At 36.5% G+C, this 15,950-nt stretch carries 17 protein-coding genes and 1 pseudogene; 3 read left to right on the top strand and 15 right to left on the bottom strand.

All coding sequences use genetic code 11. The features are described from left to right. Positions 1-8: 8 nt before the first annotated feature. The 15 genes and pseudogenes from MKX55_RS09855 to MKX55_RS09785 form a co-directional block, all read right to left on the bottom strand. Positions 9-560 (bottom strand): dihydrofolate reductase family protein, encoded by a 552-nt coding sequence (locus MKX55_RS09855; RefSeq protein WP_339184478.1) that lies wholly within the window; start codon positions 558-560, stop codon positions 9-11. Between the two features lie 981 nt (positions 561-1,541). Then, on the bottom strand, positions 1,542-2,135 hold the full coding sequence (locus MKX55_RS09850; protein WP_339237890.1) for a GNAT family N-acetyltransferase: 594 nt from the start codon (positions 2,133-2,135) through the stop codon (positions 1,542-1,544). A 101-nt stretch (positions 2,136-2,236) separates the two neighbouring features. Next, complete coding sequence (locus MKX55_RS09845; RefSeq protein WP_339184474.1) at positions 2,237-3,010, bottom strand: TetR/AcrR family transcriptional regulator; 774 nt, start codon at positions 3,008-3,010, stop codon at positions 2,237-2,239. A gap of 92 nt (positions 3,011-3,102) precedes the next feature. Then, entirely contained in the window at positions 3,103-3,477 is a 375-nt protein-coding gene (locus MKX55_RS09840; protein ID WP_339237888.1) for a LysR substrate-binding domain-containing protein, read from the bottom strand. Next, positions 3,461-3,625, bottom strand: a complete 165-nt coding sequence (locus tag MKX55_RS09835; RefSeq protein ID WP_339237886.1) for a hypothetical protein — start codon at positions 3,623-3,625, stop codon at positions 3,461-3,463. Before MKX55_RS09835 ends, MKX55_RS09840 begins: the two co-directional genes overlap by 17 nt. A 145-nt stretch (positions 3,626-3,770) precedes the next feature. Then, positions 3,771-4,175: a DUF4064 domain-containing protein gene (locus MKX55_RS09830; RefSeq protein ID WP_339237884.1), complete on the bottom strand. Its 405-nt coding sequence runs from the start codon at positions 4,173-4,175 to the stop codon at positions 3,771-3,773. A 24-nt stretch (positions 4,176-4,199) separates the two neighbouring features. Continuing rightward, positions 4,200-5,150, bottom strand: a complete 951-nt coding sequence (locus tag MKX55_RS09825; protein WP_339237883.1) for an ABC transporter permease — start codon at positions 5,148-5,150, stop codon at positions 4,200-4,202. Beyond that, the gene (locus MKX55_RS09820; RefSeq protein ID WP_339237881.1) at positions 5,143-6,066 is read right to left on the bottom strand and encodes an ABC transporter ATP-binding protein; all 924 of its coding nucleotides are present in this window, start codon (positions 6,064-6,066) and stop codon (positions 5,143-5,145) included. The genes MKX55_RS09825 and MKX55_RS09820 overlap by 8 nt, the downstream gene beginning before the upstream one ends. Positions 6,067-6,564: 498 nt before the next feature. Then, complete coding sequence (locus MKX55_RS09815) at positions 6,565-6,756, bottom strand: hypothetical protein (protein ID WP_339237879.1); 192 nt, start codon at positions 6,754-6,756, stop codon at positions 6,565-6,567. A gap of 18 nt (positions 6,757-6,774) precedes the next feature. Beyond that, positions 6,775-7,788 carry a hypothetical protein gene (locus MKX55_RS09810; RefSeq protein WP_339237877.1) on the bottom strand — a complete coding sequence of 338 codons (1,014 nt, stop codon included), beginning with the start codon at positions 7,786-7,788 and terminating at the stop codon, positions 6,775-6,777. Between the two features lie 117 nt (positions 7,789-7,905). Then, positions 7,906-8,985, bottom strand: coding sequence for a hypothetical protein (locus MKX55_RS09805; RefSeq protein ID WP_339184447.1), 1,080 nt, complete (start codon positions 8,983-8,985; stop codon positions 7,906-7,908). 3 nt (positions 8,986-8,988) lie between these two features. Next, positions 8,989-10,446, bottom strand: a complete 1,458-nt coding sequence (locus MKX55_RS09800) for an ATP-binding protein (protein ID WP_339237875.1) — start codon at positions 10,444-10,446, stop codon at positions 8,989-8,991. Next, positions 10,443-11,153 carry a response regulator transcription factor gene (locus tag MKX55_RS09795; RefSeq protein ID WP_339237873.1) on the bottom strand — a complete coding sequence of 237 codons (711 nt, stop codon included), beginning with the start codon at positions 11,151-11,153 and terminating at the stop codon, positions 10,443-10,445. Before MKX55_RS09795 ends, MKX55_RS09800 begins: the two co-directional genes overlap by 4 nt. 130 nt (positions 11,154-11,283) lie before the next feature. Continuing rightward, positions 11,284-13,035 (bottom strand): HAMP domain-containing sensor histidine kinase, encoded by a 1,752-nt coding sequence (locus tag MKX55_RS09790; protein ID WP_339237872.1) that lies wholly within the window; start codon positions 13,033-13,035, stop codon positions 11,284-11,286. Then, positions 13,032-13,758, bottom strand: a pseudogene (locus MKX55_RS09785) (response regulator transcription factor). The gene MKX55_RS09790 and the pseudogene MKX55_RS09785 overlap by 4 nt, the downstream one beginning before the upstream one ends. A 138-nt stretch (positions 13,759-13,896) precedes the next feature. On the opposite strand from MKX55_RS09785, the gene MKX55_RS09780 reads away from it, so the two are divergent. From MKX55_RS09780 to MKX55_RS09770, 3 genes are read left to right on the top strand one after another with little or no spacing between them, the layout of a single operon-like run. Next, positions 13,897-14,310, top strand: a complete 414-nt coding sequence (locus MKX55_RS09780) for a DUF4064 domain-containing protein (protein ID WP_339237870.1) — start codon at positions 13,897-13,899, stop codon at positions 14,308-14,310. 27 nt (positions 14,311-14,337) lie between these two features. After that, positions 14,338-15,033 (top strand): ABC transporter permease subunit, encoded by a 696-nt coding sequence (locus tag MKX55_RS09775; RefSeq protein WP_339237868.1) that lies wholly within the window; start codon positions 14,338-14,340, stop codon positions 15,031-15,033. Next, on the top strand, positions 15,033-15,944 hold the full coding sequence (locus MKX55_RS09770; protein WP_339237866.1) for an ABC transporter ATP-binding protein: 912 nt from the start codon (positions 15,033-15,035) through the stop codon (positions 15,942-15,944). Before MKX55_RS09775 ends, MKX55_RS09770 begins: the two co-directional genes overlap by 1 nt. The last annotated feature ends 6 nt before the right edge of the window (positions 15,945-15,950 follow it).

The following is a 15,950-nucleotide window of genomic DNA, read 5'->3' as shown; positions in this document are numbered from 1 at the left end:
GGAAGTATTTATTTATAAACTAAGAGCACATTTCCGCAATGAAACGTTCGTGATTCAATTAATTCAAGTTTTTGATTAACATCATTAAATAACAGTTGCCCTTTTCCAATTAAAACAGGATTCAGTATAAGTCGATACTCATCAATTAAATCATGTTGGATAAAGGTTTGTGCAATGCTTGCGCCTGCAAGTAGTGCTATATTTTTGCCGGGCTGGTTTTTCAGTTTTTCCACTTCAAAAGCCACATTTCCTTTAACCAATCTTGCATTCCATTCTGCCTTTTCCAACGTTCGAGAGAAAACAACTTTTTTCATCTTATTCATTTTTCTAGCAAATGAACGATTTTTTTCAGTGCTTTTTTTATCAAATTCAGCAGAGGGCCAATGCTGGAGCATCATCTCATAGGCAACTCGTCCATAAAGTAGTGTATCTACAGAATCCAAAAAGTCATCCATAAAATCATGCATTTCCTCATCCATCACATGCCAAGAGCTGTCTCCGTCTTCACCTGCAACAAATCCATCTAATGACATGACCATTGATAAGACAATTTTTCTCATCCTACTCAACCTTTCTGTAGAAATTTTTAAAAATATCACACATGTATGATATTCAATAATCTTATGACCAATGCTTACTTTCTATATTAGAGCATAAATAACGCTTTGATTTCTTTTCAATTGCTACCTTTTATAGTCCAGTCATTAAGAGACAAGAGTAAAGGACAAGGCGTTGCAGAAAACCATTATCGAACAATGAATTTAATGTAACTTACCTATCGACACTATCTATCGCAAAGATAATTTTTTATTTTTATGTGCGATCTTCCCTGTGTTAAAGGAAGCTTTAAAAGTCATGACAGCATGGAAATTTATGTTTAAAACCGTTGCCTTTGTTTGGGTGAAAATTAGTTTTCTTATAGAATAAGCTAACAACCTATTATTTAGAATTAAAAACATACCCTTGAAAGGATTGATCTAATTGGGAAAGATAGCGTTTCATATTTATAATATTATTGTGTTGCTTTTATTGTTATCATTTAACGCTTTAGCGTTATTTGGTGCAGGAATGAGCGAAGGCGGAGTGTTGCCTGAGTATTGAATTGTAGTCTGGGCCTCACTCGTAATTTGGAGTCTCTTTTATTTTACCCAATTTCGTTCTGATAATAAGGTTTGGAGAATATCTTGGTTTGGCTTAATGGTTGTATTCCTTTTCTTCTGGGAAACGGGGCTTGGATCAACTGTTAGTAGAATGATTAGTTAGCATGAAGAAACACTAAAAATCAAATTCCGAATTTATCCCCACTTATTTGAGTTAGAATAAGTGGGGTTAATCATATTTTTTTCTTTAAATCTGGAATCAGTGTTTTAAATCATCTTTAAAACGCTGGTCAGCAAATAAAAACATTCAATAAAGCGTATAATGCAAAATATAATTTTCATTATAAAACTATATATGTTTTTATAGTTTTATCAAAAATTTTTTCTTCTCTTTTTTGACTTAAATCATCCATCATAAAGAAACATCACTAATGTTATAATTTATACCTCCAGCTTCATATAAATACGCTCCTTGAAACCTTTAAAAGAAGAAAATCGCTCTTTTTTCCTTTCCATATCGATAAAACCCAGTTTGACATACATTTGATACGCTATTTTATTCGTATCAATCACTTCTAAAATAAAACGCTGATAGGCGGTATGATATAATACATGCTGAAATAAAGCGGTAGAAACTCCTTTACCTCTAGCTTTTACTGAGGTGGCAACACATTCAATATATCCCGTATCATCATCATATGGAAGTTTCTTATTAAAATCGTCTTTCATAAAGTGATATCCCAGGTTTCTCTTTACAAGTCCAAAATGCTTTTTTAATGTATTTCGATCAATGTTAAGTCCTCGCGCTTTATTATCGGAACAAGCGAGCACGCCTACAATTTCACTATTTAGTGTAGCCAGGTAGAAAACCTCTGGATGTAACATTTTTTGAAATGCATCTACTAATTTTTTTCGGTCTTTTGAAAAAAAGCCTAATTCTTTTTTATAACCATCCACAAACACTTCAGCGGCTTCTTTTCTTACGTCGCTATTAAAGTCTTTCATTTGCTTCACTTCAATTACAGCCTTTTGCATTTTACTCCACTCCTTCTCTTAATTTGTATTTTTTAAATATAAAACTATTTTAGTTTTATTAGTTTTCCCAAAAAAAGAGGATAAGTCATAGACCTCTTTTATTATTCTTTAGAAACCAACCCGTACAAAATAATATCAGCAATTTGCGATAACGCTTCCGTAAGGGAAATATCGTTTACGATATAGAAATGTTGATCTTGAGCTGTTTCCACTGCTCCTCTTATCATCTTTACAATTAAAGCTGCATTTTTATTGGCGATTATGCCTTCACGAATTCCTTGCTCAATTAAAGCGTCCATTTCATCCCAGTCTTTTGTATACATTTCAGATAATTTCTCCCATTGTTCCGGGAAAGAACGTTTTATTTGTTCTAACGTTGGCCGATCAACAAGTTCGATGTGAGTCGGTAAACTGATAATCACTTCTTTTATCTTCTCAGTTACTGGAATATCATCATTTTGTAAAATTAATTCGTTTTTCTTATCCACTTCAGCAAAAGCGTCTTCAATTAGTGCATCCAGAATATCTGCTTTCGATGAAAAATGTTCGTACAGCGTACGTTTACTAATCCCCAATCTTCGTGCAAGATCATCCATTGTAAATTTAATTCCATTTTCTTTTAATTCTTCTGCAAAAGCTTGAATGATACGATATTCTATTGTAATCACCCCCTCAAAAAACCAATTAAACTTTTTTAGTTTTTTCGTTTCATCAATTAGTATATATGTTGTGTCATATTGTTGCAAGGGATTTTTCATTGTAGGTTTTTGAATAACGCTGTAATAATAGTTAACATCGTCAATTAAAGCTAAATATACTCCATAAGAAATTATTTTTCTTTCTAAGCATTCAATATTTGGGTGCCAACCTTCCAATTTCCTTTCTTCATACTCTGGCCATTCTTTTATGTTGCAAAATTACCTATTTATCATTATCTCCTTCATGAATCCTTACAAATCTGAAAATATTAATACGAGAAATATTCACCAAGAAAATCTTGAAACAACCTGTTTTCTTCTGTATCCGCTCGAGTAACTAAATAAGTAGATGCCTTTGGAAGCTTTAACTCCGGTGTTCTTACTTCCAGTAATCTCCCTTCCATTAGTTCCCGATTCAAAGCGATTTTAGGAAGAAAAGAGAAACCAAGCCCTTCCTCGATAAATTTTTTCGTAATGTGGACCTGTGTAACAACCATAGTACGTACTTTGTGATACTTTACATGGATCGCATTTAATAGATTATCCCAGTATTCTGGATGATTATGGGTGAATAATGTCTGATTTTCAAATAGATCATGAATATCAATAGGCGGGCTGCTTTCTAAATCACCGCAAACCGACAATAATACCCAAAAAGATAGATATTCCGTAAAAGGGAGTCATATCAGTATCAGCCATAAATCCTAATCCTGTATTTACTGTCCATCCAGCTGCTCCTCCGCCAATGATACTAATCCATGTAAGTCCATGCTTCTTCTTAGATACTGCCAATTTATATCACTCCCTGTTTTTTATTTTCTCTATACTTTAATCTTTAATTCTACTAAGCAACATTCAAAAGTTAAATAATAAAATTTTAAAGCTGTCATCATATATATCCTTCCTTTGATGACAGCTTCTTCTCTTTAAAATAGTCTTATAGAGTTCCTTGCTTCCGAACCAGACACATAATACCGCTAATAAGCAGGAAGATGCCAGGAATAATACCAAACCCTACGGTAACAATCGAACCTAAGATAGAAATCACAATGAAAATCGAACCTGCAACTTTCGGCCGTTTATTCCCTTTAATCAAGAAAATTGACACAAGGCTCAAAATAATCGCGAGGATAGACGTAATGAGAAGCGCCCAGCCTCCTGCGCCCATTCCTTCCATGACCGTATTCAAATCATCAAGCCCCATCTCTGGACTTTGCTCTACTACTTCTTGTAGGAGGTCTTCATTATTTTGCAGAAATAACATAAAACCGCCTAAAGCTGCAACCAGTCCATATCCGACCATTCCAATGACACCTAATACAATTTCAACCGTTCTTTTCATTATCTTTATACCTCCCTAAATCTCTTATTGACCTGCAATATCTCTCTTAGTAAATATTCCCCAAGAAGCTGCTAAAAACACTGCAAAATAAACAAGTAAAACCATGATGGAAAACGGCAACGTCATCCCCTCCACCCAAGGTGTGCCATTCGCATATTGGCTTAAATCTGTGTTCGCAAATAAAATGTATTTAGCCCATGTATATTCCGAGAAGAAACTAACAATGGAATTCCCAGCCATCATTAGAAATACCGCTGTTCCAATGGCGAGTGCACTATTGCGGAAAATGCTTGAAATCATAAAGGCAAAGGTTGCCATCATTACTAAATTAACGAGTTTATACCCATAGTTTGTAAATATCTCATGAATAACTGATACGTATTCCAATCCGCCAACCTTATCCATGACGATATGCGGATTTAATCCTTCCACACCAAAGAACACGGCACCAATCACCCATGAAAAGACAACCACAAATAACAGTGTGATCAAAGCGAATAGCAGGACTGCCAAATATTTGGATAATAGTATTTTTGACCTAGAGATAGGACGGATAAGTAAAAGTTTTATCGTACCCCATCTAAATTCATTCGCAACAATCCCTGCTGCGATAATGATCGTTAATAAACTTACGATGGACAGCATGATGTTCATCTCCATCACAAATTGCCACGCATCGTACCCCTCCGGCTGAATATCATTTTCTAAATAGTAATTGTTTTGCTCAATCAAACCCGTATTAAAATCTTGCAGGAGCTCCTCTTCTTCCATCTCCTTCGTCAGCTCTTCATTCTCTTCCTGCAGCTCCGCACGCCAAGAATCCTGGCTGTAATCCTCTCTTACGTCACCGAAAAAGTTCGTTAACATGCCATATCCCGCAATAATTACTGCTAAAAGTATGTACATGATCCAAGTGGATTTTTGTATATATATTTTATTTATTTCGTTTCGGATTAAATTCACCAGGTTACTCAATGACATTCTCTCCAATCAAATCAAAGAATTTTTCTTCTAATGTTGCTCTGGATACTTCCACTTGGTAAATGGAAATATCATTCCGCACGAATGTTTGAATGATGTTAGGGATCTCTTCTCTTTGACTTTGAAAGGATATCAAATCACTTTTTAGAACAGCCTCAATTTCATACTCTGTGCTTAACAGTTCCATTGCTTTCTCTGCAGGGGTTACTTCCATCTGAATCTGATGGGAATCCTGCTCTGTATCTGCTGCATCATGAACATTTTGAATCGTAATAAGCTCTCCATTTTTGATAATCCCAATCCGGTCACACATTAATTCGATTTCTGATAACAGATGACTGGAAATAATAACTGCAACATTTTGCTCTTCAGCCAAACGTCGAATATAGTGCCGGATTTCTCGGATACCAGCAGGATCAAGACCATTTGTCGGTTCATCTAAGATTAAAACAGACGGATTGTGTAATAAGGCTTGAGCAATCCCTAACCTTTGCCGCATTCCTAACGAGTATTTGCCGACTTTTTCTTTGATCGCCTTTTCCAGGCCTACTAAGGAAATAACCTCCTGTATCCGCTCCTTGCTGACATTAGGAAGCATACGTGCAAAATGTATCAGATTTTGCATCCCTGTCATAAACGGATACATTTCCGGATTCTCAACGATTGCGCCAACCTCTTTAATGGCCTCCTTATAATCGTTTTTAATGCTTTTTCCTAATATCTGTACATCCCCGCCGGACATTTTTATCAGGCCTACCATCATTCGAATGGTTGTTGTCTTACCCGCACCGTTTGGCCCGATAAAGCCAAAGACTTCGCCTGATTTAATCTCAAAATTTAGCCCTTTAATAATTTCGTTTTTTCCAATTGTTTTCTTTAAATCAATTAATTTCATTGCTGGTTTTTCCAAAAAAGTTCCCTCCATAAAACATTGTTGCCTTTATTATCGGTATTTTTACAAAATAATGAAATTCATAAGTTTATTTTCACTATTTATTCTGCACGCTGCATACTTATAAATATAATCTCCATTGCTACGATAAAAAATTTCTCTTGCCTTTTTAGATGGGAATGATTCTCTGCTGTATCTATCAAAATACAAATATACATAAAATCCTAAATCATTGAAGTGAATACGAAGATAAATAAAGCGAAGATCGTTGTATTTCCCATAAAAAATTCCTTCATTCAAACATTGATAGAAGATCATTTTTACAATGAGAGAGTTTCAAAAAGCGGAACTATCAAAATAATTGTAGATAAGCAGCCCGCAGACATTAACAAAGTGATTCGTTTTCTATTCTGTTCTTTTGAAGATTTTGTAAGCTCCCAGGACACTGCACTCCATATAACGATGGAAATAATAGCGGCTGTAAGTGTCACCTCTATGGACATTGCCCACATCTCCTTACTCTTCATTTATTTTCCGATTTCGAATAATACCATAAACAGCTAAAGTTAATGTAAATAAGCACAACACTGCTAAAGTAATAGCAGCAGTTCTATCATCATCAGAAAGACGATAAGCAGAAAATCCGTTTCCTAATGTATTGATGAATAAAGCGAGAATAATAAGCGGATGTATCTTTATTTTTTTCATGGGGAATCAACTCCTGTTTCAAGGGTGTTTATTTAAGTCCGAGCTCAGCACCATACTTTCCGCCTTCTCTACCATTTCATTTTTCTCAACTTCGGAGCCAATCATAATGATGGAGTACCTTAACCCCTCTTCATCCCAAGTAATACTATTGACAACCTTTTCATAGGCTGCCTTCCTTCCCCGAATTTCCACATCAGCTTTTTCAATTTCCATACCTTCAGGTGAGTGGAAAATGGATAAAGAGAACATTGGTATATCTGCTTTAGAATAATACGTTAAATTTAACTCATCACGAGTTATTATTCCGTCGATGTGATGCATTTCGATATCCTTTAAAATAAACTCATCTTCGGGAAACAGATAGAATGATTGTTTAAGAATTTCTTCTGCCTCCGCTAATGTTACTGTATCTGGAGCAAATGATTCTAAATCCTTTATTTCAACATCATCTGGAATATTCAAAGTGAAGGTATCTGCTGCAAATACTGGTGATAAATCGATTTCCTTATATTCCAGTTCTGTTCGGATGCCGCCCGCTTCGGAAATCATTTTAATAATAAATCCAGTTTTCTGGTCCACCCACAATGCTGTATCTCCAAATACATGATCAGAAACTTTTGCTTTTGCTTCTATATGGAATGTATCAAAATCTAGTATTTTTTCTTCTCCTATTATTTCAAGCTCATGAGTATTCTTCGTGATGCCCAGCATTCCATTCATTTCCCCTGTAGAATCATATGATTCTACATCTCCATCCGCTGTTATATCCATCTCGAATGCGCTACGATTATATTTATCATAGATAATCGTTTTATTACCATCATTCAAGGTTTCCGTTCTTTTATCTTCCCCTGCCAGCTGGTCATGCGTAATGGTTTTTCTTTTGCCATTTCCGACGTATTCTTCTAAGATACTGTGCTCCATTAATTCTGTTCCTTGATATACTTTTGATTCGGATAACGTATAATAATGATCCATTCCTTCTCCTGCTTCAACTGCCTTGCGCATTATTTCTTCTGCAGATATGTTCATATCTTTTCGCCTCCTGATTTGGTAAAAGGCTGCATACGGGCCTATGTTCTTTTTATATACATTGGACGGTATGCAGCCTTTTTGATGTGGAAAATGCATTTGAAAAACTGATCTCTTCTATTGTTCTGAACTTAATATCATCTCTTCCGTCAACTCCAAAATTTCTTCTTCTATATCCGGATCATTAATCAGTAAAGAATAACGCAAACCATCTTCATCCCAGTAATAATTGTTGATGGATTCTTCATATGCTGCAACATTCCCTCTAATTTCAACATCTGATTCTTCTATTTCCATGTCCTCTGGAGACTCAAATATAGATAAATTAAACATAGGTATTTCATCATCTGATATATAGGTTAAATTTAATTCTTTTCTCTGCAATTCCCCGTCTGAACCATATAGTTCAATTTCGCCCAAATGATAATCTTCTTCAGAAAACATATAGAAAGCTTGCCCAAGCTCTTCTTCTGCTTCTTCTACGGAAATAAATTCAGAAGAAAAATTATCCTCCATATCTGTAATTTCTATCTCTTCCGGAATATCAAGTGTGAATGTATCTTCTGTAAAATCAGGCGAAAAGTCCAGCTCTGTATAAACTGATTCCATTTTAGAATCACCTGTTTCTGAAATGGTTTTTAGAATTATCCACGTTTCCTTATCTACCCAAATCTCCATATCTCCCATTAAACTATTTGCTTCTTTCGCCTCCAGCTTCATATGAAAGGTATCTCGATCCAATAATTGTTCGTCTCCAATTACTTCATAGTCATGAGAGTCTTCCATTCCAGCCAGCATATTTTGAAAAATCTCTTTTGGACTGATTTGAATACCTTCGAAAACGGATGTATCCATTTCCTGCGCTGTTCCGTCACTTTTATTATACATCACCATTTTTTCGCCATTATTAAGCGTCTCTATTTCTTCTTCCCCTGCTTCTGTATCTCCACGCATGATTATTTTCCGATTATTTCCTGAAGCGTATTCTTCCATTACCGATTCCTCTATGATGTCTTCTCCTTCATATACTGTCATTTCAGATTTCCCATAAAATTCATCTATTTCCTCTACTTCTGTTTCCACCACATTATGAATAATCTCCTCTGCAGATACCTCCACATTTTGTGAACATCCACCTAATACCAGAAACAAAATACTAGCTGCTATCAAGCTTTCTTTCCATCTAAATTTAGACATAATTTATCTCCTCTCTTTAATCCAGCAGGCAAACAACGTTCCTTTTCCTGCTGTTGACCAGATATTTATTTTTCCTTCATGGTTTTCCATAATAAATTTTGCAATACTTAAGCCAAGGCCTGAGCTTGTTCCTTTCCCTCTGGAAATATCATCTTGATAAAATGGTTCAAATACTTTTTTCATCTGGCTTTCTTCCATTCCTTTTCCTTCATTTTGAATCAGAAGTACCGTTCCATCTGTTCTCCACAGATTTACTTCTTCTTTTAATTCAGGGAAAACCCAATCTGGCAGTGATTTTGTTGATGCTATTGCCCCTATCCAAATTTCACCATGCTCTGGTGTATGACGAATACTATTATCCATGAGATTATCTACCAGCCGAATCATTTGTTTTGGATCCAATTCATAAGCGTTTCTAACATGCCATTCAGTAGTTAACTGAATATTTTTCTTCGCACATGGTTCTTCATAGCCTGAAAATAACATGTCAAAAAACTCTTCTCCATTTACTTGCACCGGTTGGAGAATATTCTTAGAGGATTGCAGTGCTGTGAAAATAGATAAATCATCAATCAATTGCTTCATATGATTTAATTTATCATTGAGAATCAATTGGTATTCTGTCCTTTCTTCCTTTGATAAATCATGATTTTCCATAGCCTCCGTATAGGTGCGGATTACCGTCAGAGGTGTTTTTAAATCATGCGATAAAGCAGCCACCATATATTCTTTTTCTTCCTGCTGTTTGACAAGTTCCTCTCTTGTTTCTGTAATTTGTTTTTTCATTTCCTCAAATTGGTTATTTAATTCTCCAATTTCATCTTTTGATTGATTTAGTTTTTTATCAGTATTTTTCCCAACGGCAAAAGCTTGCATATGCGCTTGCAACTGATGCAGCGGGCGATTCAGTTTACGGTTTATCGCTCGTATGACAATAACATAGAGCAGAATGAAAAAAATCCCTGAAAGAATGATTGTAAGTAATAGCTGCTGATTGGAGGTCTCAACCCAATCTGTTCTTCCTTGTGTAATTTCGTAAACACCAGCCAGCTGATCATTCTCATCAAATACAGGCCTCTTATACACATACGTTTTTGGTCGTCTCTGCATCTCATTTAGATTTTTAAGTATTCTATCCTGATTTTGTAATGGATAATATCCAGTATTCCCCTCCATCGTTGAGAATACATGAAGGCCATCATAACGATATAAATCGATGCTCAGATTATCATCACCAATCTCTGTTAATTCTTGAAAACGGTTATTATCCAAAGATTGATATAAAGAAACATCATTCAAAGTCTCATTTAGATTGGAAACTAGTATTTGAAAATCAACATATTCTTTTAAATTTTCTTCCTGATCATAACTCTGTAAACTAACATAAAGCAGATACACCGCCACAATCGGCAGCAGCATCACCACAAGATGACTCACCATCAGCCAATTTTTAATCTTCATGGCATCGGCTCTCCTACAAAACGATAGCCTGCTCCCCAAACCGTTTGAATAAATTTCGCCTGCTTTCCAGTGTCCTTTAATTTCGTGCGAAGACTCTTAATATGCACTGTCACCGTATTATTGCCGTTCACATTTTTCAGCTGCCAAATATGTTCATACATCTGGGCTTTCTCAAATGTAATAAACGGATTCCGGGCAAGTAAGAATAAAATTTCCTTTTCCTTCGCCGTCAGAACAAGAAGCTCACCCTCCAGAAATACTGCGTCATTTAAGAAATCAATGGCTAATCCATGTGCATACTGTGACATTTGCGCATCATAGCTTTTGCTTGTATAACGCTGGTATCTTCTTAAATGGGATTGGACCCGCGCTGTTAATTCCTTGAGACTGAACGGCTTGGTTAAATAATCATCTGCACCTAAATTCAGTCCGCGTATTTTACTGTCATCCTCTCCTTTTGCACTGACGATTAATAAGGGCACATCGCTTTCCAAACGAATTTTTTCACAGAGCTCATAGCCATCCATCTCCGGCATCATCAAATCAACAAGCACGATGGAGAAGGAACCTGCTTTAAAATCCTCCCAGCCTTCTACACCAGTAGATGCCCATGTCGTTTGAAACCCTTCCCTGTCCAGATGATCCTTCATAATCCGGGCAATTTCATAATCATCTTCTACAATTAAAATGTTTGTTCTCTCTTCCATTGGAACCCCTCTCTCTGACTACTTTAAGTATAAATCATGCATGATGCTGCCTTTGAATTCTTTATTTTTAGTTAATAATTTCTATGTAAGAACGCGTTACAGTTTTCCCTTGCTGTAACGCGTTCTTTGATTAATCTCTATCATAAGGCAAAACTACTGTTACGGTGGTGCCTCGCCCTTTTTCGGATTGTACCGAAATAGCCCCCTGATGCAGCTTGGCGATTTGCAGGGCAATGCTCATGCCAAGCCCTGTCCCTTCATTTCTTTCCTCTGTATTGGTGCCGCGATAATAGCGGGTGAATAAATGCTTTTGCGTTTCCTCATCCATGCCCATTCCATTATCGGTAATTCTGATTTCCAGTGCCTTTTCTTCTTCAGAGTAAGCAACCTCTACCTTTACAGCAGTTTCAGGCGGATTATGCTTCCAAGCATTATACATCAGATTATCAATCATTCTTTCAAACAACCGTTCATTCACTTCTATTTTCCTATCTGGTTGAATCGGTTCATATACAACTGGATAATCCTTAAAGGTGACATCCTTTTGAAACTTCTCTAAGATTTGCTCCATATATTCATTGATACTCACCGCGTTAAACGTTAAGCTGCTGGCATCATTTTTCAATCGAAAGCTGAGCGTAAAGTCTTCAATTAGATCTACCATATAATCACTTTTTTCAGTGATGGTATCTCCAATCTCTTGAAGCTCCTGCTTCGACCAATCGTATTCCTTATTTCCCAGCAAGCGCCCGTAGCCTTCCATGGTAGTCAGAGGTGTGCGAAGATCATGGGAAATTCCAGCAACCCATTCCTCTCTGCTTTTTTCCAGCTGTTCTCTTTCTTTTTGGGAAGCATCCAGTTTTTCAGCCATCTCATCAAATGCCTGGAAAACCTCTTTATACAACTTATATCTTCTTTTTAATTTGCCATTTTTCCGATATACTTTTTTCTTCTCCTGTTCTGTTAAAACTTCTTTATAGTTTCCATTCCCCATCCGGTTGAGCCAATTTGAAAAAATAAACAAAGGGCTTCCATAACGAAAACTCGTCCAAAAAGAGATTAAGAATGTTACTAGCAATATAACCCCAGTTAAACCAACGAATACTAGCGTAATATCTCTATACAATGTTAATGGCATATCCTGACTTTGTTCATTTGAAGTATATAAAATCCACGAATTACCTGAACCTCTATCTAGGTAAGTATACTGTTTTTCAGTGAAAAGATCGGGAGAAGTGTCTTTTTCAATTATTTCTAATGGCTGCCCTTCTATTTGCTCCTGATTACCAAACTGTTGAATAATAGCTCCTGTTTCATCATAAATAGAAAGTGTTCCTTCAAGCTGGCTTAATTTCTCTTCCACCTCAGGCTGGTCTGTTTCGGAAATCCTGCCGTTTGCATTCGTATTTTCTGATAATTCATTAATAAGAATTTTTCCTGGTTCTTGGTAACCTAGCACAAATAAATATGCATCGTCACTCGCAAATAAAGGCTCTTCTAATGTATATTTGATAGCATATTCTCCTAGCTGCTCTCTCTCCTTCATTTGTACAATGTCAAAACTGCTGTAATTCTCTTTTATATCTTCCGGTACATTTGCAGATTCAACCACTTTTCCCTCTTCATCAATAATTTGCAGCCACGTTTTCTCAGGTAATGCATCGCTGATTTCGTTCCCAAATTCTTTATATTCGTACGGATCGCCAATCTCAATTGCAAGTTCTTCTAGCTGCGTTTGATAATAATCCTCATCTCTTTCCACATTAGAAAGGGAATACAAACCGATAAAAAAAGCAGCGACTACAACAACAATCATCAACAAAGAAATAAACCCAAACTGAATCGAAAAATGGAAAAACAACCGGCTCCGTAATTTCTTCATGAGGCATTTCCTTTTACCAATTTATATCCCAATCCCCGAACCGTAAGTAAAAATTCTGGTTTACTCGGATTGACCTCAATTCTTTCTCTGATTCTTCTAATATGTACCGAAACCGTATTCTCATCTGCAAAATGTTCAAAGCCCCAAACTGCCTCCAATAAATCCGCTTTGGAAAAAATTCTATTTGGATGCTTACATAAATAAAGAAGCAGCAAGTAAACCTGTGTCGGGCATGGAACATCCTTTCCATTAACCGTTAACACACCTGCGTTTTCATCCAGGACAAAATGGCCAAAGTCATAGTTATTGGATTTTTCTGGTGTAACTGCCCGTTTTAGCAGATCTTCTTAAATACGCTTTAATCCTTGCCGCCACCTCTAACGGATTAAATGGTTTGGTGACATAATCATCTCCCCCAGTTGCAAACCCTGTTAACACATCTAAATCGGATACTTTTGCCGTTAAAAAGAGAATATACGCATTTGTCAGCTCTCTGATTTTCGGACAAAAATCAAAGCCACTCCCATCTGGAAGCATGACGTCCAAAATAATCACTTCTATTTTATGTTGCTTTAATATCTGAATGGCTCCCTGCCCGGTATAAGCTTTATGTACACGCTGAAATCCTTCTTTCTTCAGCATCATTTCTAACATAGTTACAATTGCTTTCTCATCATCAACAATCAAAATATCTGTTTGTTCCTCCATGTATGACACCTCCATTGGTATCGTACCATAGCAAGTTTACGAACAGTTGAACAAATCGAAGCTTTTTTAATTTATTGGTAATGTTCTGTTCAACTAGCAGACAGCTGCGTTTGCTAGAGTGAACGTAAAGAAACATAAGAAGGAGTAGTGGGTATGAAGCACCAAGCAGAAATGATCTTAACAGCCATTGGCATTTTATTATTTGGCGTACTATTCGCCGGAAGCATCCTGTTGTATGGCAATGTCGAGGGAAGCCCTGAGACGCTGGAGTTAGTCCAATCTTTTATGGAGGATGAAAATATAGTTGCATTCAGCGAACAGCAAATCATCACTTATATAGGTTATTTATTTATCTATTTAGCTGTCATTTCCTTCACCTGGATAGTCTTAGGAGCCGCAGCTATTTACTTATTGAAAAAAGATACAAACGGAAAATCGGCTGGGATTCTATTAATTGGAATAGCCATACTTGGCACGCTTTCAACAATTGGTTTAGGGATTTTTGGCGGTATAGTCTATTTGATTGCCGGAATCATGGCGATAACCCGAAGCCGTTCTGTCAGCTAATATACGTATAAAAAAGGAGATTCATTTATGTTTACTGTCGCTTTTAGAGAATTTAAAAGTTTATTTACGAGCATTCGCTCTATTTTAATGATTGGCTTTCTATTTGGTGTCACAGTCGGTGCTGCCAGATTAGTCCGCCAATTTGAAGCGTACCTTCAAGAGTTAGGACTTGGGCGGGATGCTTATGTAATGGGATTAATGCTCTTATTGATTTTAGCTGCGCCTTTGTTTGTAACCAGCCTGTCCCACAATATTGTCAATAAAGAAATGGATACACGAACCATCCGTTTTTTAGCAACAAAAACAAGTCGGCGTAATATTATTCTTGGCAAATTTATCGGGAGTTTTTTATTTTGGGCTGTATGCCTTACTGTCGCTTTGTTACTTATCATTCCATTTTCAAAATCGTTTTCCATTCTAAATCTGATTCAGGCAATTATTTTTGTATCTTACTTTATCGGCCTGACACTGTTTCTATCAACCGTTATTCCAAAGCCGTCTTTAAGTATGTTTTTAGGAATCATTATTTCGATTGCTCTGCCGGTGCTTGGTTTATGGAGTACAGGGACAGACAATATTTTTGTGAAGGCCATTGGCTATGCTACGCCCTATTTTTATTACATACAGGAAGAAACGCACAGTTACTATACTTATTTCGTAGTGCTTTTTCCCATTTTATTTATTGTATTAAGCTTACTTATCTTTAGAAAGAGGGATTTATAATGGAAGCATTACAAACAAATCAGTTAACCAAAACATATGGAAAGAAAACGGTTGTTGATTCCGTTGATTTACACATTCCCGAGGGTACGATTTTTGGCTTTCTCGGGAAAAATGGAGCAGGCAAATCCACGTTTATCAATATGGTGTCCGGACTTATCAAGCCCAGCTCCGGTTCCTTTGAAGTTTTGGGACAGCCTGAAAAAAGGCTGGAATCGATTCAAAAAGAAATTGGTGTATTACCGGATTATTCTACCTTTTATGATGATTTAACAGCATACCAGCATTTAAACTACTTTCAAAAATTAGTCAAACAATCACTTTCCAAGCAGGATATTATCCATGTTCTCACCCAAGTCGGTTTAGAGGACGCTGTCCATGTCAAAGTAAAAAAGTTTTCGTTTGGAATGAAAAAGAAACTGGGCATCGCCCAAAGCATTATTCATCAGCCTAAGCTGCTCTTTTTGGACGAACCAACATCCGGCGTGGATGCCAACGCCGTTTTGAACATTCATGCATTAATTAAAGAAATTGCTTCACAAGGAACAACGATTCTATTAACCTCTCACAATTTAAATGGAGTAGAGAAATTATGTGATGAGATTGCGATTACGAACAAGGGAAGCATTCAAACGCAGGGAACGATGAAACAGCTGCGGGAACAATATCAGCAGGACATCGTGATTCATATTCATCATCGCGCCCTCTCTGAAAAGGAGCAAGTACACTTACAGTCTTCCTTCACAGCGCTTGTCGAAAAAATTCAAATCGGAGAAACAGATTCCGAAATCATTGTGGCTTCAAAAGAGTATATTCCGCATGTAAATAAACAATTTGTAAGACAGGACATCGATGTATTTCGGTTAGAAGTAGAAGAACCGTCCCTTGAGGAAATTTTTCTTAATCTAGAGTAAATGAAG

Origin of the sequence: Oceanobacillus sp. FSL W7-1281, assembly GCF_037969835.1 — a bacterium.
Taxonomy (GTDB): Bacteria; Bacillota; Bacilli; order Bacillales; family Amphibacillaceae; genus Oceanobacillus; species Oceanobacillus oncorhynchi.
This window is presented reverse-complemented; position numbering and strand designations above follow the sequence as displayed.